The 21,435-nt window shown below is 36.1% G+C and carries 14 protein-coding genes; 2 read left to right on the forward strand and 12 right to left on the reverse strand.

The window, feature by feature from the left end:
- Nucleotides 1–21: 21 nt before the first annotated feature.
- The 7 genes from OLM58_RS19890 to OLM58_RS19920 form a co-directional block, all read right to left on the reverse strand.
- On the reverse strand, nucleotides 22–387 hold the full coding sequence (locus OLM58_RS19890) for a hypothetical protein (protein ID WP_264530316.1): 366 nt from the start codon (nucleotides 385–387) through the stop codon (nucleotides 22–24).
- Nucleotides 388–424: 37 nt separating this feature from the next.
- Nucleotides 425–4,009, reverse strand: a complete 3,585-nt coding sequence (locus tag OLM58_RS19895; RefSeq protein ID WP_264530317.1) for a DUF6443 domain-containing protein — start codon at nucleotides 4,007–4,009, stop codon at nucleotides 425–427.
- Between the two features lie 43 nt (nucleotides 4,010–4,052).
- On the reverse strand, nucleotides 4,053–8,612 hold the full coding sequence (locus OLM58_RS19900; RefSeq protein ID WP_264530318.1) for a DUF5977 domain-containing protein: 4,560 nt from the start codon (nucleotides 8,610–8,612) through the stop codon (nucleotides 4,053–4,055).
- A 28-nt stretch (nucleotides 8,613–8,640) separates the two neighbouring features.
- Nucleotides 8,641–10,305: a T9SS type A sorting domain-containing protein gene (locus OLM58_RS19905; RefSeq protein ID WP_264530319.1), complete on the reverse strand. Its 1,665-nt coding sequence runs from the start codon at nucleotides 10,303–10,305 to the stop codon at nucleotides 8,641–8,643.
- A 389-nt stretch (nucleotides 10,306–10,694) separates the two neighbouring features.
- On the reverse strand, nucleotides 10,695–12,242 hold the full coding sequence (locus OLM58_RS19910; protein WP_264530320.1) for a peroxidase, FMP-type: 1,548 nt from the start codon (nucleotides 12,240–12,242) through the stop codon (nucleotides 10,695–10,697).
- Between the two features lie 169 nt (nucleotides 12,243–12,411).
- The gene (locus OLM58_RS19915) at nucleotides 12,412–12,861 is read right to left on the reverse strand and encodes a hypothetical protein (protein ID WP_017495730.1); all 450 of its coding nucleotides are present in this window, start codon (nucleotides 12,859–12,861) and stop codon (nucleotides 12,412–12,414) included.
- A gap of 217 nt (nucleotides 12,862–13,078) precedes the next feature.
- Complete coding sequence (locus tag OLM58_RS19920) at nucleotides 13,079–13,714, reverse strand: hypothetical protein (RefSeq protein ID WP_202703067.1); 636 nt, start codon at nucleotides 13,712–13,714, stop codon at nucleotides 13,079–13,081.
- Nucleotides 13,715–14,206: 492 nt separating this feature from the next.
- Between OLM58_RS19920 and OLM58_RS19925 the strand changes: the two genes are divergently transcribed.
- Both OLM58_RS19925 and OLM58_RS19930 read left to right on the forward strand, forming a co-directional pair.
- Entirely contained in the window at nucleotides 14,207–14,992 is a 786-nt protein-coding gene (locus OLM58_RS19925) for a hypothetical protein (RefSeq protein ID WP_264530321.1), read from the forward strand.
- 171 nt (nucleotides 14,993–15,163) lie between these two features.
- Nucleotides 15,164–15,592, forward strand: coding sequence for an META domain-containing protein (locus tag OLM58_RS19930; RefSeq protein WP_264530322.1), 429 nt, complete (start codon nucleotides 15,164–15,166; stop codon nucleotides 15,590–15,592).
- 181 nt (nucleotides 15,593–15,773) lie between these two features.
- Here OLM58_RS19930 and OLM58_RS19935 read toward each other — a convergent pair whose 3' ends face one another.
- From OLM58_RS19935 to OLM58_RS19955, 5 genes are all read right to left on the reverse strand, one after another.
- The gene (locus tag OLM58_RS19935; protein ID WP_264530323.1) at nucleotides 15,774–16,643 is read right to left on the reverse strand and encodes a DUF4249 domain-containing protein; all 870 of its coding nucleotides are present in this window, start codon (nucleotides 16,641–16,643) and stop codon (nucleotides 15,774–15,776) included.
- A 5-nt stretch (nucleotides 16,644–16,648) separates the two neighbouring features.
- Nucleotides 16,649–19,261: a TonB-dependent receptor gene (locus OLM58_RS19940; protein ID WP_264530324.1), complete on the reverse strand. Its 2,613-nt coding sequence runs from the start codon at nucleotides 19,259–19,261 to the stop codon at nucleotides 16,649–16,651.
- 386 nt (nucleotides 19,262–19,647) lie between these two features.
- Nucleotides 19,648–20,490 (reverse strand): FecR family protein, encoded by an 843-nt coding sequence (locus OLM58_RS19945; RefSeq protein ID WP_264530325.1) that lies wholly within the window; start codon nucleotides 20,488–20,490, stop codon nucleotides 19,648–19,650.
- A gap of 12 nt (nucleotides 20,491–20,502) precedes the next feature.
- Nucleotides 20,503–20,712, reverse strand: a complete 210-nt coding sequence (locus OLM58_RS19950) for a hypothetical protein (RefSeq protein WP_017495723.1) — start codon at nucleotides 20,710–20,712, stop codon at nucleotides 20,503–20,505.
- A gap of 46 nt (nucleotides 20,713–20,758) precedes the next feature.
- Complete coding sequence (locus OLM58_RS19955) at nucleotides 20,759–21,280, reverse strand: RNA polymerase sigma factor (protein ID WP_202703073.1); 522 nt, start codon at nucleotides 21,278–21,280, stop codon at nucleotides 20,759–20,761.
- Nucleotides 21,281–21,435 lie beyond the last annotated feature (155 nt).

The following is a 21,435-nucleotide window of genomic DNA, read 5'->3' on the forward strand; positions in this document are numbered from 1 at the left end:
ATCTGTAACATTAGCAAATAATTAATTGTTTTTATCGATGATAAATTTAAAGATATTGTAAAAAACGTGCCAACTATTTTCTTCTAAAAACAATTTAAATTGATTAGAATTTGTAAACAAGGTTAATTCAGTATTTTCCATTTTTGATAATGGATTATTTTTAATATTTGGAAAATCAATTTTTGTCAAATCTGATAAACTAATAAATTTATTTTCAACAGGAATAATTAACCTCATGTTTGTTAGGTACCAGCTATAATTATTGTCTCTAGTAAAATAAATAATACATTTTTCATTTGCTTGAAAAACAAACAAATCTTTTGGATTAACTTGATGCGAATTTTCGTCAAATATAAAAGTTGATTTAAAATTTAAACCACTTCTCATAAATTTAGCTTTTATTACCGATATACTTAACATAATTTTACAAATTTTTATAAATTCTTACGGAGTGTTGTTCAATCCTCTCAATAGTATAGCCAAGTCTTTCCCAAGCTTTAGCATTTAATAGTTTTGTTTCAACTACTCCCTTTCCTTCAATTATTAATTTTGTAGCTCCTGAGGCTTTAGCTTCAGCTTCCATTGTTTTTAAAAGCTTTATGGCACTTCCTGCCGAAGGAGCTTCATTTATCAATGTACCTATTTGAATTTCAATTGTGCCTCCTTTAACATATGTTTTAAACCACATCCAAAAGCTTCCAATTTGAGTACATCTAAATTCTGATGCTAAAGGATTACCAACATACCAAGGAAGTTCAAGCATAATTGGTTTTGCTGGTTTATTAAGGTATTTCATATTTGCTATTCCGTCAGAAAATAAAACATTATAATTAGTTAAATCAGCCTGAACGATTTTGTTACCTACTTCATACTTTACACCTAGACGTTCTTTACCAACTATTTCTCCACCACGTTTATTTAAATATATATTATCATCACCATCATCCTTGTAATCAATAATTTCTCCTCTCCTATTTACTACAGTAGATGCTAAGTAATTTGAACTCTCTGGAGCTAGTCCTGTTGGATCAGAATAAACTACAGGATTATTATTTGAAAAATTATAAGGTGAATTTACATAAAAAATTTCAGACAACTCATCCATATTACCCCAACGACCAACATCTGGCATATAATTTCGGGCTTCCATGTCATACATGTTAAGCCCCAGCTCGTCTTGTAATTCTTTCCCGTTGTACTTATACTTATTATTAGTAGCTACATAATCATTATATCCTTTATGTTTCAATCCAAAAGAATAATAATTACTCTCTTCAATAATAGCAAGAACTTGCGTTGCTGGATTTTTAGCATAACTCAATCGTATGTTCCCCAAATGATCCTTGTACTGATAGACATACTTTTTGCTTATTTTATCATAATAGCCTTCTGCTGTCGGTAAAAACTCCAACGTTGGTCGCGACGGAACAGCCTGACTTGACGACTGTACTGCGAAGGCACTGAAACGATTGGCTTCCCCTGGTGGATCTTTTACAGGATCTGTACCATCAATAGGTGGATCGGTATTTCCCGGATCATCCGGTGCAGGAGGATCTCCGCCGTCGTCATTGCCTCCACCTTGATTTCCACCGTCCTGCCCCTCACTGTACTTATACTGGAAACCAACCAGGTAATCAGTATGAACTGTACCGCTCGTCTCTTTTACAATTTTCTCCAGTTTTTGACCCGCTGCGTTGTAAATATACTCAATCCTACCACTTGTTCCAAATGTAATTTTCTTGGGTAAATTGAGTTGGTTGTATTGTATTTCGGTGATGTTTTTGTTTTTATCCGCGATCATGTTGCCATTGGCATCATAGGTAAAATCATCCCCTGTTTTGTTTCCATCTTTAAAGCCTTCGTTGTCATTTCCGGCAGGACCGTCAGTTACTTTAGTCAAACGGTTCGAGTTTTCATTCAAATACCCGTAAGTCAAATCGTCGGTCTGAAAAACAATAGACGGAGCATCACTGGCACCATAGCGCTGTAAGAACTTGATGTTTCCATTTTTATCGTAACTCAAACTTTCATTATACGCCCCCGATACCGGAATGGCATCATTGGGCTTACTGTAAATTGCACTGGTCAGACGATTTAGATTGTCGTACTGATAGCCATAAGAACGCTTGGTCACATCGGTGTTGGTCTTCCAATAGGTCTCGGAAATATTTCCGTTGTACAAGGCCTGAACCTGTGAGTTGCCCGGCTGTTTTTCATAATTAATTTTAAAGGCAAACAGATCTTTCGGATCTGTGTCCTGCTGTAGCTCTTCGACATTGTTGATTCCGGTTAGCCATCCTCTGATGTTATAGGTATACTGTACTTTCTGCAAAGGATTTGCCGCGTTGTTCCCTACATTTTTAACGATCAATTGGCCCAGATCATCATAGCTGTTCTCTGCCAAAAGCTCTACTTGACCTCCGTTGACCTGATGCGTATGCGTCAGCAAACGGTCTTGTGGCGAATAGGTAAAATCTTCTCTTACGATTAGCTCGGTATCTCCTAAGGTTCGCTTGTGTTTGGTGATGGTATAGAGTGACTTTCCAATAAAATCAAGTTTACTATCGGTACTGGTATAACCGCCCAAATGATTTTGAGTTCGGGTATTTATGGCTCTGGCTTTTCTGTCATAAAAAATAGTAGAAGTTTCTCCAAATGTTGCCGTTGCGGTGGTTAAGGCTCTTGTCCAGCTTCCGGTCATCAAACCTTTAACGTTGTCTAAAACGGGCTGATCTTCAATAGCAGCAGGTTTCGCAGGCGCATTGGGATAGCTATAGTCGTCGTAATAGGTAACCGTTAAAAGTTTAAAATTGGTAGGAGCAATATTGTTGCTGTAGTTTACCAATATATTGTCTATGCTTCCAGAGGTCTGTTTCGTTTCAAATATAACATTGGCTGTATTTTGAGCATCCTGTAATGCTTTTCTGGTGACCGCATTGGAAGGCTGACCGTTCCAGCCGGTATAAATGGGTCTGCTAAAAGCATCGTATTTGGTAATCAGCCAGCCTTCGGCAGTTTCGTCTTTAAAAGGCGAGAAAGCGGGTCCTGTGGCTACAGGGCGATCGAGTTTATCGTACACAATAAACTCCCATTGTTTTCCGGGCAGTTTTTTCTCGGCCAGACGGTTGCGGTTGTCGTATTTGTATTGATAACATAACCCTTTTAGAACTTCATCATCGACAACAGCCGGTACTTTTGGAGGCAATACATAAGTCAGATTGCCATAAATGTCATAAACATAATACGTATCGTGTCGATTGCCTGAATTGTAAGTTCTCTTTAAAACAACCTTACCTTCGGTATTTTTAAATTCTACTGTAGCACCGGCACTTTCACTTGGATTTGCTGTTGTATTCTCGTCGTAGGTCACCGTTTTATACAATTTCCCTTCAGCATAGGTTCCTTCATCTAAAAAACTAATGTTGTACAATCCTAAGCCTGCCTGCCAAATAGCATTGGCTTTGTACTTTTTTACGGCATCGGCTGTAGTATTGGTCTGATAATCGATTTTGATTTCATGGCCTTTACCCATTTCCCATGAAGCTCCCGGAGCAGCTTGTTTGAGAACACGGTTTAGAGGCGATGGTTCAAATGCTTTCTGTGAGAAAGGATTAGGAGTGTTGTCATATTTTGCAGCGCTATAAATGCCTTTTGCGGTAGCTATGGCTGTATTGGAGTCAATTCTGGGATAACTGCTGCCTCCATTAGCAGCCGGATAGGGCAGGTATTCTTTTACTTGTCGTCCAAAACCGTCATACTCCATAGGCGTTACAAGGTCTTGTCCGGCTGCTCCCTGACCAATGGCAATGGTTTGTATCGGGCGTCCCAATCCGTCAAAATACGTCACATTCTGACTCATTTCGTCTTTCGTAAGCGAATTTAAGTTTGCTGCCTTAACCTCTTTTTTGGGGCTAAGGGTGTACACAAAATTATCATTGCTAAGGGTTTGGGCTTTTAGATCTATACTTGCTAATAACAAAAGAGCTATAATTAGTATGTTTTTTTTCATCTGAATCTCTTTTAAAAATGATTTAATATCTAAAATCTTTGTTTTACTCCTCTACCTCTCCGTGTCTAAGACATATTCCATTGGCATTAGCGTATGCCTGCGCATTAGCACTAACATCTACCCACGCTTTATTATCAGCATCTACCTGTGAAATTTCTGAGTGATACTTTCCTTGCTCCACAATATAATAGACGTATGGAAAAGTAGTGCCGGGCGGGCAATAATCATCTTTATAAATTTTGTAAACTACTCTCTGACTTAAATAAGTACAAGTACCTCCATATTCTGCCTGCACCTTTCCGTAATAATTAAGCTGTTCTAATGCCTCGGCATCTGCTTCTGCCTGAGAAACTTTTGATTTTCCTGCCCCATATCCAAGAGAATAAACATCAGTGGAACCAATCCCTCCGGGTGGACAATTGGTCTTTGTAAAGCTTCCGCTTATGGGGGCACTGTAGTAAAAACATTCCCCTACTGTGTTAGCATGATTTGGTCCATCGGTATTGAATTTGACAGCCGCAAGTTCATCAGCATTGGCTTGTGAAATTTTAGAAGTTACAGCCCCTCTGCTCTGCTCGAAATAAATAGGACCAGATGTGCTGACTGTTCCTGCAGGACAGCTATTTTTTAAAAAATATCCCCCTAAAGGTGCACTATTAAAAACACAACTACCTGCGGTATTAGCATAGATTTGTCCCTCTGCAAGAAATCTCAAGGCTGCTTTATGATTTGCTTCTCCCTGAGAAACTTCTGATTTCTCTGCCCTGGCTGCCAGAGTATAATAATGACTCGTCCCCGTTCCAGTTAATCCACATTCATCATTTGTAAAAATATCGCTGTAAGCAATACTATAAAAAAAACATTTACCATTAGCATTGGCATAAGCCTGCCCCTCTGTATTAAATTTAGCTAATCCCTTACTGTCGGCTTCTGCCTGTGAAGAAAAGGAACGTTCAGCTCCATATATTTGGCTATAAGGAACACTAGAGCCTTCTCCGCCCACGGCGCAATCATTCTTTGCAATTGATCTGCTTATTGCTGCACTATAAAAAGTACAATAACCATCTGCATTCGCATAAGCCCGCCCGTCTGTATTAAATTTATCAAGCCCATGACTCTCTGCATCAGCCTGAGAAATGGTCGAGATATATGCCCCAGCAGCTTGACTGTAAGGAACACTTGAACCTGTTCCTCCCGCAGCACAGTTATTTTTGGTAAACACCCCACTTCTGGCGGCACTTTTATAGAGGTACTCAGCGGTTGACGTATTATCACTGCAATCAGCCTGCTGCCCTTTATAGTTGTAGCAGTACTTTTGAAGTATATTTAAGTCCTGATCTTTTATAAATTTTAGTCTGCCAAAGGAATCGTACTCGTAATAAGAGGGTATTCCTTTTGAGTCTGTTACACTTGTTACACCAACCAGTGGATTGTAAGTATAAGTGGTAATAAAAGCATTTTGAAAAGTATTTCGCAATGTATTCAATTCATTTCTCAATAATTGTTCCGTACAATTCTCTGACATACAATTGTCATCGTCTTCATTTGAACGGCTTTGCAAATTACTGATGATTCCTGCTGAGATTGAATTATAAATAACATTCTCAATCTTGGCTATAGGCTGTGTTTTATTATACCCCCAAATGATCGATACGGGAGTACCACTTTCTACCGTATATTGCAAAACATTGCCTTTTTCATCATATTGATTATAGGTAATTTTCTTCTCTAAATTCCCAATATTGGCTAAATTTTGCAAATCATTCGGGAATTTTGATGAATAAATCTCTTTTGGCAATAGCAAATTACCTGTTGTTGGATCTTTAGTATAAACCGTTTTATTTTTTGAAAGAAGCGTACCATCTTTGTATCGCTCTGCAATGATTGGTAGGCTAATTCGGTTAGCCACTTTTAATTCAACCATAAAAGGCTCATTTAATAAATCATCAGGATAGTAATATTTGGTTTCTAACTCTTTCTCTTCATTTAAGTTTAAAATACTTTCTGATGTTAGCTGTAGATGAGCATTATTAGTATAATCGTATAAGGTTGTTACTGACACAGGATTTTGCCCCATAATATCAAATGAGGATACTATTTTTTTTGATAAATAACTAAACCTGCTTGTAATCGAATATTGATTTATTACATATAACACGAAATTTTTAGCGCTATAATAAGGTATTCCTACAAAATTATTTTTACTGTACTCTAACTCCGGTTTAACATCATAAAAATATTGTTCAACTGATATATTTTTTACTAAGCCATTTTCTTTTTTAAAGATTTTCTTCTTTACTGGTTTTCCATTTAAATGAGAATTAGAATAATTAACATTTCTAATAATTTCCTGACATAGCATTATTGGTTCAATATCGCTATTAACATCAAAAATATTTTCTATACCTCCATTTTCGAAATGATCTCCTCCCCAGCTTTCTACTACAGAACGATATCCTATTGCTGTTCCATCAAATGAAGTAAGGGAACTTTTTGGACTGGAAGTTACAGTGAAGGTTCTAACAAAATCTCTAGTAGATACATCTCCTGTATACTGCCCTAAGTCGATTAAGTCTACATCCGAAACATCTATATTCTCTGTTATGTAGGGATCAATTGTCGTAAATGCCCCTGAAGATGTTGCCAAATTGTCCAAAGTACCGTAATAATATCTTTTTGTATTGGCAGTTCCATTATTATCATAATCTGTAGTACGCATAACTCGTACCCCCGCCATTGGAGTTTCTTTATTTTCCCAATGGGGTTCCATTCCTGTTGGAAAGAACTTAATAGATGCATTACCAAAAGAACACTTTGAAGCTTTTACTGTAATTTTATACCACCCTGCTTCAAGACATACTTCTTTATTTATCACCCTTTCCTGGGTATTATCGAACGAATACAAAATAGCATCTGTAGACGCATCGAGAATTTTAACAAAAACTTTTTGCCCTGTTACGTGATGTGGCGCTGCAAAATAATTTTCACAAAGTCCTTCTTCATCATCCATTCCAACATTACCAGAAATAGCAACAATCTGCCTCTTACCTATTTGGAAGGGAATTGAAACACCTGTAGTACTATTTTGACAATCCACCGTGACAGTTGAAGTATTTTTCCCTTTCATAAAAACATTTGCAACGAGTTTATTTGATTCGTACTCCAAAACTGTCTTTCCTTTAGTTGGGTAATAAATAGATTTCAACATCCCGAAGTAGGTATATAAATCATTAGGGGCTCTCAATGAGCCAATACTTTTATACGCACTAAATAATGGAGAAAAATTACATTCATTTCCGGGAGCTGTGCTAGTAGAAATATTATTAAAAATAAGGTCATTTACTCCATTACCTCCATTAAAATAACCGTATAAATCTTTTGCAAATGAATGCCTTGCCGGAAGTTTTTCGGGCTGATAATAATCAAAGGAGTATTTAACAAATTCAGCGGATGAACTTTTTCCTTGTTCACGTACCTCTTTTAGAAATATTAATTTCTGGTCAATATCGGTATACCCATTAGCTCCAATATTGGACGGTGTTATTTGATCGTAATTAAAATCGATTTTTTTAATAAGCGAGTTTGCTAAATTGATAGTGTCATTATAAACCTTAATAGAAATTAGTTGTTTTGAATTATGACTCTGAAATTCAGCCGGAGGATTTTTATAATCATAATCAAAAATTATTTTCTTATTATTAATTTTTATTTCTTTTAACAATGATGTTTTATGATATTGTTTATTCTTATAGGTCTGAGTTCTTGGTTGAGAAATACTACTCATATAACCAGTACTACGAATATTCTGTTGGGTTGATACTGATTTTTGAAAATAAGAGCTATAGAATCTCATCCATTCTTGAGAATAGGAAAAAATTACCGGTGATACCCCACCTGTTTTTTGAATTTTAGTAAGATACCAGGCTGTGTTGTAATGTACTGGAGGAACGGGACCTGAAACTCCTTCATTTCTGCTGAGTGACTCCTCAACAGCATTCATTCCTCCAAAAGTATATACAGTTCCATCGACGTCTACAACAGTAAAAAAACCACCTTCGTAAACAATTTTAATTTTACTCTGTTCGATTTGTATTGTATTTCTTCTATCATCTGCTAATATAAATTTGACAGATAACCCAAATGCATTCAGATTAAAAACATCTTTTTCCGTATCAACCTGATTTGAGCCTCCTATATTCTTTGCTGTATCATTTGGACTACAATCAATCAATGAAGCATTAGCATCATAAAAAGATATTTCTTCATCCGGCTGATCCATTACACTTCTCGTAATTACCCCAGTAGCAATTAAATTCCAATCTATACCAAGTTGTCTGGGTATTGCGTCTACTTGAACCCCATTCGAATTATAAGACATCGATAGAGGAATTGTATTTCCACCCTCTTTAAGTGTATATAATTCTAAATTTACTGCAGGTGAACCTGTAAAAAGTCCAACAGGAACATTACCATAATTCCCTAAATCAGCAGTTCCAGGATAGGGAGGTGTAATTTGGGGTTGCATAATAGCATCATTCTGTGCTGCTGTTTTCGAGATACATAATAAAACGAAAATCAAAAAAGGAATGAAGGATTTTTTCATTTGCATATCTTATTGATTTTTTGATTATTTAATTTACCGATTTAATCACTTTTACAGATTCTGTTTTCACATCTGTCCTAACTTTAATAATATAGATTCCCTCAGGATATTGGCTTAGATTCACCGGCACAGTCCTGCTGTTGATGTCAAATTCCTGCAAAGTACGTCCGGCGATGTCGATCAAAGTGGCCGTACCTTCTTTAAAATCATAGCCTATGATAATATTGGTGTAAGTGGATGCAGGATTCGGAATGGCTTCGATACTGGATTTTACTTTTTCTACTTTTGTTTTGTCTTTGAGCTTTACCACCCAAAAATCATTGCCTCCTATACTGCCGTTTTTATCTCTTGAGGCAGTCGAATTGGAGGTTCCTGCCATGAGATACCCTCCGTCTCGGGTTTCGATTAACTTCCTGAGAATATCTTCTCCGGCACTGCCTACGGTTTTGTTCCAGATTTCTTCTCCTTTATCGTCAATTTTCATCGCGATATAGTCGTTGATACCTTCTTTTTCTTTACTGACGGAGTTAAGTGCTTTGGCCACGATCCCTTCACGCGGACGCCTGCTTTCGCTTTGGGCGTAACCGCCTATGAGATAACTCTGGTCTTTGTTTTCTACCAATGAGGTCAGGATGTCTGTTTTTCCGAAATCATAGGTTTTACTCCATACCACACCTCCGTCTTTATCGAGTTTCAGAATCCAGTAATCGGTTCCGTTCCCAACTATACCGCCCATAGTGGTCAGGGCATTTTTACTGTTGGAGTTTCCGCCCGCAATATAACCGCCATCGGCAGTCTGATGGATCACATAGGGCTGATCGTCTCCTTCGGCTCCATAGGTACTTTGCCATTGAATTTCACCGGTATCCGTTATTTTAAGAATCCAGTAATCGCCTATTCCTTTGTTGTTTTCTGTTTTGTCACCTGAAACGGGTGAGTTGGAATAGCCCGCCAGAATATAGCCGTTGTCTGTGGTCTGCTCCATACTTCTCAGTACGTCGCTATAACTTCCTCCATAAGTCTTTTGCCATTCGACATCACCCTGTTTGTCCAGTTTGACAATCCAATAGTCCATGTTGCCACGGCATTTCTCTGATTTATTAAACTGAGCAGCTTTTGTGGTGGGTTTGGCCATTCCGTTTGTAGCAGCAAGTGCATTACCGGAATAATCAGAACTTGAGGAGCCTCCTAACATATAACCTCCATCTTTGGTTTGAAAAGCACATAAAAGTTCGTCCTTCCCTGCACCTCCAATCGTTCTCTGCCATTGCTCACTGCCCGAAGCATCTAATTTGATAACCCAAAAATCAGTAAGGCCTTTGCATTTTTCATTCTTTTGAAAACCTCTTCCTGAACTAGAAGTTCCTGCAAGTATAAATCCGCCGTCTCTGGTGTTTTTAATACTCTGGAGTAAATCAAAGCCGCTTCCTCCAATGCTTTTCTGCCAGACCAGATCTCCTTTTTCACTCATTTTCCAGATCCAGTAATCCAAATCTCCATGATTATCGTCGTCTTTGTTTCCGGTTTTGTCAGACAAAGAACTTCCTGCCAGAATAAAACCGTAATCGGCTGTGGGTTGTGCGTCAAACAAATAGTCGGCATGCTGTCCGCCGTATGATTTCTCCCAGAGAATGTCCTGAGAATGGGCAAAAATGGGTACCATCAATAAAAGTAACAGGTAATTCTTTTTCATAAGATATTCTGGTTTAATCTTTTGGGTAATTTAATTGTGGCGCCAAATCTAATACTCTGTTTTGTATTTTCTTTACGTCTTTCCACATTGCACTAATATTTACGCAAAAATTATCCCAATAAAACAAACTATTATCAGTAAAACCAACAACTGGCAGTATAATGTAATAAATACCTACATATAGATAATACTTGGTAGTATAGTAAGAAAAATGCCACATATTAGCTCCAAAATTCTAAACAACAGGAAAGTTTTATAACTCTTTAAGCTCTATTTATCCCACAAAAAAAGTGCAATGATTAAAAATCATTGCACTTTCTAAACTGTAACGCCCTACGGCACTACCCTATCTTTTAATTCATTTATTGCTTGTCAAAATTTACAGTAATTTACTCTTTATGATGAGGACAGCCCGAAGTCTCCCCGGAAGATCCCATTTTATAAGTACCCGGAAACTGTTCTTCTATTAATCGTTTCTGCTCAGGTGATACATCTTCCATTTTACGGAGTGTATTGACCTGAATATGTGGCCAGCTTGTAGTACCGCCATCATCTCCGAAATCAAACTCGAAAAATATGACCTGTTCGTATTGCAACTGAAGAATTTCTTTTTTGTTTTCGACAACGGTTTCAATCCACATTCTCATGTTCATTTCGACCGTAGGAACAAAACGATTGACAAACGGAACATTTAGTATTCCTCCCTGTGCTCCGGTTTTATTTTTAGAGGACATCTCGATCACTACATGATTTTTTACCACATCACTTTTAAGTGTATCACGAAGACGTAAATCTGGTCGTACCGAATATGGATATAAATGATGCGCTAATATTCGTTGCGTATAAATTTTATTTTCACGTTCATCGTTTTTATCATCCAATGTCTCAAATACCCAAGGTGGTGGAGGTGCATCCAGATTTATAGGCTCATTGCTCGCATCTGCTCCCCCCATTGTTTGCGAAATAGCAAGATGTTTATAGTCCCAGGCCGCGAATCCTTCCGGGTACTGTGGAGCACCACTAATCAAATAACCTGATTTATTTGGCTTTAAATCTCCCAGTAATGTAATTGTACTTCCATGCGGAATTACGCCACTTCTCGAAATCGAATAATCGGGTATAAAATAAGGTCCGGTTTGTCCTGCTCCTGCTTTAAGTTCTTTTGAAGCAATAATCTCGTAATATTTTCTTCCGTTTAAGTTTTCCAGCGTTACATACTCTTTGTTTCCCTGATCGTTCATGATTAAAAACAGGGTTTCATCCTGATAACCGCTTTTGTATAAATCTTTATTTGGATTGTTGGGTGATATGGCATGAATACCACGGTCTTCACTAATCGTTTTTTCTGTCGCTGCATAGTTAAAGATATCACTCAGCCACAAGTACATCCCGTTCTCTTCGTGAATTGGAGTGTATTGCAAAGCGTCCTGACCGGTTACACGGTTTACACTTTTGATGCTTTGTTCGTATTTCACTGCTCCGCAAAATTGCTCGTTTGCACCGCCACGGTTTCGAACACCACCCGGCACCAGATTAAAAGTAAGTTTTTCGATATATTCTTCACACTCAAAACTGTATTTTCCGGGAATGGTTCCTGCGTTGGTTCCCGGCGAAGGCATGATGGTGGTATGGATACCGCTGCCAATCAATTTTTTCTGACTCTGATCGTCACTGTTATTATTGTAGCTTACCCAGGTACCTTCTAATACCTGTAAAATACCATAATCTACATTTTTTACAATTTTTTGAAGGTCTTCTTCATAAAAAGGTCTAATCGGATCTTCAATCAGAACTTTTTGATATCCGGACATCAATTTATCCAATACACCATTCTCTTCCTGAAGTGCTTCGAATATGGCCTCATTCGCCTGTTGAGCAAAACCAGTGGTCAGCTGATTTAAATTCCCTTCTTCATCAGGGTTTTTACGTTTTAGCATGATAAACTTTTTTTAGCGTTAATAACTTGTGCAATCAAAGTAACCCAATTTATGGTGATTGCATACCCGTATTAATACCCGTTTTATACTGTTAAAACCAAAAAAAACCTCCAAAATCAAATGACTTTGGAGGTTTGTATTTTTTCAGGAGTAAGATCCTGCTAATTTTTTAGTTCATGATATCATTGAACTCGTGTAATGATTTCAATGTGCTTTCGTAGAATAAAATTGCAGCAATTAAATTTCCTTTATCTGAGTAAGGCATCATTTTTCTTTGAAACTCTACAGTAGTATCCAAAAATACTGTTGTTCCTTCTGCCTGACCGTCTAACACTTTTTTGTGCTCACTATCGTCCGGAATACCTAAGTCTGCCATAGTAACACCTGGTTTAGTAACCAAAGCGATATAAGGAAGTGTTTTTACTAAAACTTTAATACGCTCGATGTATAATTCCAAAAGCTCCCCTTTTTGCATACCGCTCAATTCTTTTTGATCATGGTATTTGCGGATAATAGCTGTTGTACTGATTATACTTCTTGGAGCATTTTTTGCCTGTGCTGAAATAGCCCCAGTTGCAAAAAAGAAAAAGAAACTTACTAGAATTATTTTACTTTTCATTTTACTAATGTAATTGGTTGTTTGAGGAACACAAAAGTATACAAATTAACTTAAGCCACAACTTTAATGATTCCTTTTTTTAAAAAAAAAATAACATTTTATTTTATGTCAATCTATAAGACAATTCTGAGGTACTGGAGAGCACATTTCAGGAATTTAATGATGGTTCGTTTTTTTATAGAAATGCAGATATTTCGCAGTAAATCTTTACTTCTGCTTACGATTTAATGACTCTGAAACGTCCCGGATACTTGATCCAGATGCTTTTTTTATTGCCATAATAGTCCATGAAATCTTCACAAACGAAAACGGCATGTGCAGTAGACCACGCCACAACTCCACAGTATTCACTTCCGGATTGTCGTTTTAGCTTTAGTACTTGTTTACCTTCTTTGAATCCTAAATATTTGTAAATGGTAGGAGTATATACTGAACCATCTTCTAAATCTTCTAATGCTTTATCAAAAGTATCGACCTTATCAATAATTTGTTTGTATTTTGCCATTACGGCATAGGTCAGTATCGCATAATCGGTAATTTTTTCACTTTCGGGATTGTCCTTAATATAGATAAAACCGGCTGATATTTTAGCTTTACTGATTTCGTCCTCCTGCAGATTGAATGATGCATTATTTTTTAAGGTGATTTTATGAGTGTTTTCACCTGTCTTTTCGTTTACAAAAAGATTGTCTAATCCATAGACATTTAAAGAGGCTTTAATAAAGGCAATCGACGAACAATTGGTCCGTTCTCCCTGTTTAAAACTTTCGAATATTTTATCTGAGCTTAACTGTGAATAAGAATTTGAGTAGACAAATATTAAAAATAAAAATAGTGAAGTAACCGCTTTCATTGTCTTAGTATTTTATAATTAATCCCAATCCATTTTTGGGCATATATTGATTCTACAAATCTATAAAAATCAACGCAAAATTGTTTTTTACTTCTTAGTTTTTATCAAAAAATGTTGCGAATACTCTAAGTAAATCCTTTTGAAAGGGTTACGATTGCATTACCTTAAAACTTTTCTGTTTTCTAAAAAATGAAATAGAACTGTTTTTTCCTTCTGACGACTTTAACTCTACATTTATAACTTTCGCACCTATGTACTCTTATAAAAAACGACTCCATACCTTCTATCATCGTTCGATACCCGTTTCTTTTTTCAATAGCCAATACTCCTCTTCGTATTTTATCAAAAATAATCCTGACCACCATTCCACAAACAAGTATAAACACCTGTTTTTAAACACCTTAAAACAAAAATAAAGTTTTTTAACTAACTTTATACTATCTAAATCTAACGAATCAGTTGAATAGAACTCAACACTAACAAACTATAATTATGGCAACAACAGTACCCCCTGACAAAAAAAACAATTACGAAAAATTGTTTGCATCCTGCGTCATAAAAGAAGCTAAATATCCTGAAATTGATGCATTGATAGCTAAAATAGTTTCAAACAAAAGCAGATATCAGTCTGTTGGTGATCCCTTAAACATTCCCTGGTACATGATTTCTATTATACATTGTATGGAAGGAAGTCTGAACTTTACTACTCATTTGCACAATGGCGACCCGCTTAATAAGCGTACAGTTAACGTTCCTGCAGGCCGCCCGAAAGCAGGAAATCCGCCATTTACTTGGGAAGTGAGCGCAAATGACGCCTTGATTTACGACAAGCTAAATTCATGGTCGGACTGGAGCATTGCCGGAATTCTTTACAGACTTGAACTTTTTAACGGATTAGGATATTACAAGCAGGGAATTAACTCGCCTTATTTATGGAGTTATTCTAATCAGTACACTAAAGGTAAATATGTTCAGGACGGCAAATATGATCCCAATGCGGTTTCGAAACAATGCGGTGCCGCTGTTCTGCTGCGCCGTATGATGGAACAGCATCTAATTACACTGCCCAACACGCATATTGTAGAACAAATCATAGCGCAGGGAAACAAAACTATGTATTATTCCGGGAAGGTTACAAACGAAGCTACCGAGCTTCAAAAACTTCTTAATACTGCCGGAAGTGTTCTTAGAATTGACGGGAAAGCAGGAGAAAGAACTTCAACCGAATATTTTAAATTTAGTAAAACTTACTTAAAAGGAGATCCAAGAAGGGTTTAACAGGTAAAGTAAATTCCTGATTTATGTTTTGCTTTTTAAAATACAATCATGATTCCGACTGTTTTTTCAAAATATTACTGTATGATAAAGCTTTAATTTTTTAAACTAAGTTCTATCCTAAAAATGATTATTCTAACCCAAAACTTGTTAATTTTATCTTCAAAAAAACATATGAAAAACTACGTAACACTACTGCTTGCTGCAATTGCTCTATTTTTTAATTCCTGCACCACTACAAAGGATACTACAAAAAACACCGCTCTTTTTGACACTACCTGGGAACTGGAATATATTTCGGGTCCGAGAATTGCTTTTGAAGGTTTGTATCCCAACAAAAAACCTTTTATCAAGTTTGACCAGAATACCGGTCAGGTTTTCGGAAATGCGGGCTGTAATGGGTACAGTGCTCCTTATACTTTAAAGGGAAAAACGATCAGCTTTGGCGAACAGGGACCTACCACGATGATGTTTTGCGAAGGCGGCGGTGAGCAAACTTTTACTGAAATGATCCGAAAAATCACCTCTTATAATATTGATAAAGAAGGTAAACTAAACTTATTACTTAACGATGTTCCGATGATGCGTTTTAAAAGAAAGTAGTCCAATAACTTCTTGATTCGTCTAAATCTTAGTTAAAAACAGCTGCCTCTTGTATCGAATTTAAAAAAAGGATTTTAACAAGATCCTTTTTTTTATACCCTAAAATTACTGCATAAAAAAACATCTGACATAACTATTTATATGCCAGATGTAGTCACAAATCAACCTTCAATTAAAATTTTTACTTTCCCGGATACACAACATTATCGTTCTCTTGTACGGTATAGGAAAAGGTATCTGCTTCACAAAGCCTGAAATAACCAAAAGCAAAATTATTAGCATTTGTAGTGTTTACAATATTACCTCTGATATTTCCGGGAGGAATAGAAAAAGGACTTCCTCCATATATCTCTAAAATTAAACTCATATAGTTGTAAAAATTCTTAGAAATACCTCGATTTATAACCGAAAGACTTTTTCCCGGTTTCAAATCGGGATCTGAAAATCTCGGATATATTTCATTTCCATTAAACAATTCATCATCTAACAACGTGTATGAAGGAAGACGAAAAACATCACTCTTATAATCTGTAAGGTAAAAATTGACCTGATCCGCCGGGTCTTTAAAATAAAAAGATATCTCATACAGATCGTCTCCGGCTACATCCGGAACTCGCTTCTGCTCTATTCTATCAATAGGTGATACTGAAATTAACTTTTCGGCAGCCGTAAAAGTTTGCCCTTCTGCCTCCACAGAAAGCACATAATCCATGTTGATCACAGGTACAAAATTAGTACATACATAAAGCCCTGGCCCTGTTTCATTAAAAGTAAAGACATCTCCTTTGCTATTCGTCACTTTTACTTTAGCTCCTGAGACTTTTGGAGTTTTATCGTTGTAATAAGGAGCCGTTTTACTCACCTTGATGACCTGCTCACTACCGGACGTTCCTTTTTTCCAGATAATTTCGGCGTCGACTACGATTCTCGTTTCACCAGTTTCTAAATCAAGTTTTACCACATCATCACAAGAGGAGAAAAACAGTACCAAAACAAAACCTAAAATAGCTATTGTATTCTTCTTTATCGTTTTTATATCAATCCTTTGCATATTCATTAAAATTTAAAATTATAAGAAACTCCCGGTACTACTCCAAAAATAGAAAGCCTTTTAGTCTCATTCATCCCTGTATCTTCATTTGTTGCAAAAGTCATCGCAGCTGCATTCTTTCGGTTGTACACATTATAAAGACTAAATACCCAGTAGCTCTGCCATCCTTTCTTTTTATCCGGTTTTGGCGTATAAGTTGCTGCCAGATCCAGATGGTGGAAAAGAGGCAATCTGTTTTCATTCCTTAAGGAGAAGTTCGGAACATTAATACCTCCAAACTCATAATACCCATTAGCATACGTTACCGGCTGACCTGACTGCAAACTGAAATTTGCATTAAAAGACCATTTTTTACTGTATTCATAATTTCCTACAATACTCAAATTGTGCAGTTTATCATACCCTGATAAATACCACTTACCATTTGCGACTCCGGGTTCTTCGGGTGTTCTGCCAGGTGTTTTTTGTTCAGCTCTGGATAAGGTATACGAAACCCAACCGGTAAATGCTCCTGTATTTTTTCGCAACATTAATTCCATACCGTATGATCTGGCTTTACCATTCAAAATCACCTGTTCTATATTGTTATTGGCCAAAATATCGGCTCCGTCTATATAATCAATACGGTTTTTGATTTTTTTATAAAACAACTCTCCTTCGAAAGAGTATTCATTATCTTTAAAGTTCTTAAAATAACCTACGGCATACTGATCCAAAAGCTGCGGTTTTGTAAAAGGACCGCTTGGTGTCCAAATCGTTGTTGGCAAGGGAAACTGCGTATTCGACAACATGTGAATGTACTGTGCCATTCGGTTATAACTCGCTTTTACCGAAGTAGTCTCATTAAAAGCATACGATACTGCAGCACGAGGTTCGAAATTATCAAACTTACTGATGGTCGCTCCTTTTTTATAAGTGATACTCCCCGTTGGAGTTCCTTCTTCGTAAATTTTATACAACGGATTAAAAACTACTGCTTTCCCATCTTCATAAGTATTGATTTCTTCCCCACCTAAACGATAAAACATACTGTAACGAAGTCCGTATCGAAGGTTCAGTTTTTCTGTAATCTGATGCTCAAAGTCCAGATAAACAGAAGATTCAAAAGCATACTTTTTATCCAACTGTTTGTAGTTAAACTGTGAAGTTGTGTTGGTAGGCTTTACGGTTCCGGGATTAAAATCGTAATATTGACCGTCTATTCCGTAATTCAGTTTTAATTTTTCTGATACGTTCTGACTCCAACCATATTTAAGGCCATAAGTCTGAATGTTATTGTTCCATTTAAAGCCTTCTCTATCCAGATCCAGATTAAACTTATAATCACTAAAGTAAACGGACAAGTTGGTATTTAAATTCTCGGAAAACTTATGCTTCCAGCTTAAAATCCCCATTGTATTTCCGTAAGTACTATTAAAAAAATTATTAAGATCAAAAAGGTCATTCCCAAAATACCCTGAAAAAGACAATGTATTATTGGCTCCTAAACGATAATTGAACTTAGCATTTAAATCATAAAACATAACGGAGTTTTTGCTATCAGCCAGTTTCATGAATAAATGGGCATACGAAGCACGTCCTGCAATAATAAAAGATCCTTTTTCTTTTTGAATAGGTCCCTGCACCAACAAGCGACTTGAAATCAAACCGATACCTCCGTTAACTTTGTACTTTTCAAAATCCCCGCTTTGCTGTGTGATATCCAGAACAGAAGAAACTCGTCCTCCATATTTAGAAGGAATTCCTCCTTTATATAAATCTAATCCACTCACAATATCAGGATTAAAAATTGAGAAAAAACCAAACATGTGAGAATCAGCATAAACCGGACCACCATCTACGAGAATCAGGTTTTGATCGGCCGCACCACCGCGGACGTTAAAACCCGACGAAAGTTCTCCGGCGTTGGTTACTCCGGGTAATGTCAATATCGATTTTAAAGGATCAGCTTCTCCCATTGCAACCGGAATTCGTTTGATCTCGGCCATCGAAAGTTTGTTTACACTCATTTGAGTATTTTTAACATCCACAGCCTTATTGGTGGTTACTACTACCTGCTCCAGCTCATGACTGTCTGAATCCATATAAAAATTGATTCTTGAATCGTCAGAAACTACAATTTGTTTTTCGTTGTTTTTCAAGCCCAGATAGCTGATCAATACGGTGTAGTTTCCTTTATCCAGTGATATCGAGAATTTTCCGTCTGCATCAGTTGTAGCACCGGTAGAAAGTTCTTTTATGAAAATATTTGCTCCAATAACCGGCTGCTTGTTCTCGTCAAAAACCTGACCGCTCAGCTTATTTTTTTTTTTAGGTGCTTTGGTTACTTTTTGCTTTACAAAAATATTATTGCCAACGATAGAAAACTGAACCGCTGCGCTTTTATTAAGTTCATTGACCAATTCTTTTACGCTGATATTTTTATAAGTCTTTGTTTCGGTAAAATACTTTTGATTGGTATTGATTTGGTCTGTATGCGCAAATTTGAAATCACTCTGACTTTCAATTTGTTTAAAGAATTCTTTTAGTGTTACTGATTTATCAACAGTTATGGTTACGTTTTGAGAAAACACTCCCCAGCTGAATAAAAAAAAGCACGCTGAAATTATATGCTTCATGAAATTTTGTATTTTTGATATTATTAAATGAGATAGTTTCCTGCTATCCTGATCATGAGGAGGATGTTTAGTTTCGCGGCTAGTGCATCCTTTTTCTTTTCTATTGAAAAGTAATTACTTTTAATTCTTCATTTATTTCAAAGTTTAGGTTATACATTTTAGATATTAATTGAATTGTTCTTTTAAAATCCTCTTTTTTATTAATTCGTATAGTAATACGATGGTCATAATATTCCTTTGGGAATTTCAATGTATAACAAAAACATGCTGAAATGATATGTTTCATAAAATTTTGTATTTTTGAACATTATTAAATTGGATAATTCTTGTTATCCTGACCATGAGAAGGATGTTTAGTTTCGCGGCTAGTGCATCCTTTTTCTTTTCTATTGAAAAGTAACTTCTTTCAATTTTTCATTTATTTCAAAATTTAGGTTATACATTTCGGAAATTAACTGGATAATTATTTCTAAATCTTCTTTTTTATTGATTCTCAATGTAATGTGCTGATCGTAATATTCCTTTGGAAATTTCACCGTGTAGCCATAGTTTGTTTTAATGTAGGCGGCAAGAACGGTTAACTTTTCATTTTCAAAATCGGTAAATCTTTCAAATTCAGACACCTCAACAGTATTATTGGCATACGTAAATTTTTCACCGGGTACGAGTATCCATTTTTGAGTCTGGTCTTTTACGCTCATCTCAACGCTTCCTTCAAAAAGGGCTACCGAGACTTCCTTTTGGGTGTATCCTTTTACTAAGAAAGATGTTCCTAAAACAGTGGTTGTCGTTTCATTGCAAAAAACCTGAAAGGGATGTTTTTTATCTTTTGTTACATGAAAGTAAGCTTCTCCTTTAATCTCAATTTTACGGTTAGTCTTAAAATTATCGGCATACTCGATTCTGGAATCAGGACTTAACTCCACTTTAGAACTATCCGGTAAAAAAATCGTTTTTACAATTGAAGTAGTATTTTCAATTACGTTTGAAGTCAATTTAATTTCCTGCTGGTTCTGCTCTTTATTAAAGAAAAGTCCCACTCCGATAAACGCAAAAAGTAAAACGGCTGCCGCTGCGGCATAATGCCATGCTTTAAATCTTTGTTTTTTTGAAGGAAAGGCTTTGGATTGAAATGCTTCCCACGAAGCCTCTTTTTCTTCATCAGAATGCGAAATGGGGACATCATCCCAAATCTTCTTCAATTCTTCTTCTACTTTTTTATCATTCATATCTTTGGGGCGTTAAAGTTTCTGACAATAAAATCCTTGCTTATTAAAAACACCATACACCATATCCTTAATCTCCCTGTTGGTTTCGATTGTCAGAACATGATTTTTGTCTTCTACATCAAAATTCATGATACAATCAGAAATAACAAATTGAAGCAGCGCTACAACAAATTTTGCTTCTTCCTTTGTGGTAACGTCCGTTTTATAAGTTTCAATATTCATTTTATGTTCTCATTTTTATAGATAACAAACGAGAACAAAAAAGTTCCTAATGGTTTTCGACTTTTTTTCGAATAAATTTACTAGCGAGATAAATATGATTGGCTATGGTCTTTTCAGAAAGATCCGTTAAAGCTGCAATCTCCTTATAACTAAGGTTTTCCAGTTTATGTAAAGTATAGATTTTTTGCTGTTGTTCAGGAAGCTCATTTATTAAATTATTTAGTATTTCCTGTCTTTCCTCAAAAATTTCATGATCGTTATCCTCTTTTTCCATCACAACATGTGAAGGTTCGAGTTGTACTATTTTATTTTCTCTGTTGAGATGATTAAGGATGATGTTTTTGCAGATCACAAATAATTGTTTGTCAAATAAAACATCTTCATGAAGTAATTCTCTTTTATTGTATACTCGTAAAAAAGTCTCCTGAACAAAATCCTGTGGGGTAAGTACTGTAAAATTAAAGCGTTTGGCAATGTTTATCAGTTTATCGTAGTAATTAAGGTATGCTTCCCTGAAAGCGGCCTCATTCCCTTTTTTTAAACTTAAAATAAACTTCCTGTTATCCATAACGCAAATATGATAATTAGTCTAAACTCGATGTCTAAAATAATATTGTGGTGTCAACCGAATCACTTAAGACTTATTTAATCTTTTTCTTAAGCAATCTTAAGGTACAAAGAACAGCAATTTTCTTGTAAAAGTTTTTAACAGAAAAAGAAATT

It is taken from the genome of Flavobacterium sp. N502540 (assembly GCF_025947365.1).
Classification (GTDB): Bacteria; Bacteroidota; Bacteroidia; order Flavobacteriales; family Flavobacteriaceae; genus Flavobacterium.

Coding starts and splice junctions, on each gene's coding strand:
- OLM58_RS19890 (WP_264530316.1), bottom strand. CDS start 387: ATGAGAAGTGGTTTAAATTTTAAATCAACTTTTATATTTGACGAAAAT.
- OLM58_RS19895 (WP_264530317.1), bottom strand. CDS start 4,009: ATGAAAAAAAACATACTAATTATAGCTCTTTTGTTATTAGCAAGTATA.
- OLM58_RS19900 (WP_264530318.1), bottom strand. CDS start 8,612: ATGAAAAAATCCTTCATTCCTTTTTTGATTTTCGTTTTATTATGTATC.
- OLM58_RS19905 (WP_264530319.1), bottom strand. CDS start 10,305: ATGAAAAAGAATTACCTGTTACTTTTATTGATGGTACCCATTTTTGCC.
- OLM58_RS19910 (WP_264530320.1), bottom strand. CDS start 12,242: ATGCTAAAACGTAAAAACCCTGATGAAGAAGGGAATTTAAATCAGCTG.
- OLM58_RS19915 (WP_017495730.1), bottom strand. CDS start 12,861: ATGAAAAGTAAAATAATTCTAGTAAGTTTCTTTTTCTTTTTTGCAACT.
- OLM58_RS19920 (WP_202703067.1), bottom strand. CDS start 13,714: ATGAAAGCGGTTACTTCACTATTTTTATTTTTAATATTTGTCTACTCA.
- OLM58_RS19925 (WP_264530321.1), top strand. CDS start 14,207: ATGGCAACAACAGTACCCCCTGACAAAAAAAACAATTACGAAAAATTG.
- OLM58_RS19930 (WP_264530322.1), top strand. CDS start 15,164: ATGAAAAACTACGTAACACTACTGCTTGCTGCAATTGCTCTATTTTTT.
- OLM58_RS19935 (WP_264530323.1), bottom strand. CDS start 16,643: ATGCAAAGGATTGATATAAAAACGATAAAGAAGAATACAATAGCTATT.
- OLM58_RS19940 (WP_264530324.1), bottom strand. CDS start 19,261: ATGAAGCATATAATTTCAGCGTGCTTTTTTTTATTCAGCTGGGGAGTG.
- OLM58_RS19945 (WP_264530325.1), bottom strand. CDS start 20,490: ATGAATGATAAAAAAGTAGAAGAAGAATTGAAGAAGATTTGGGATGAT.
- OLM58_RS19950 (WP_017495723.1), bottom strand. CDS start 20,712: ATGAATATTGAAACTTATAAAACGGACGTTACCACAAAGGAAGAAGCA.
- OLM58_RS19955 (WP_202703073.1), bottom strand. CDS start 21,280: ATGGATAACAGGAAGTTTATTTTAAGTTTAAAAAAAGGGAATGAGGCC.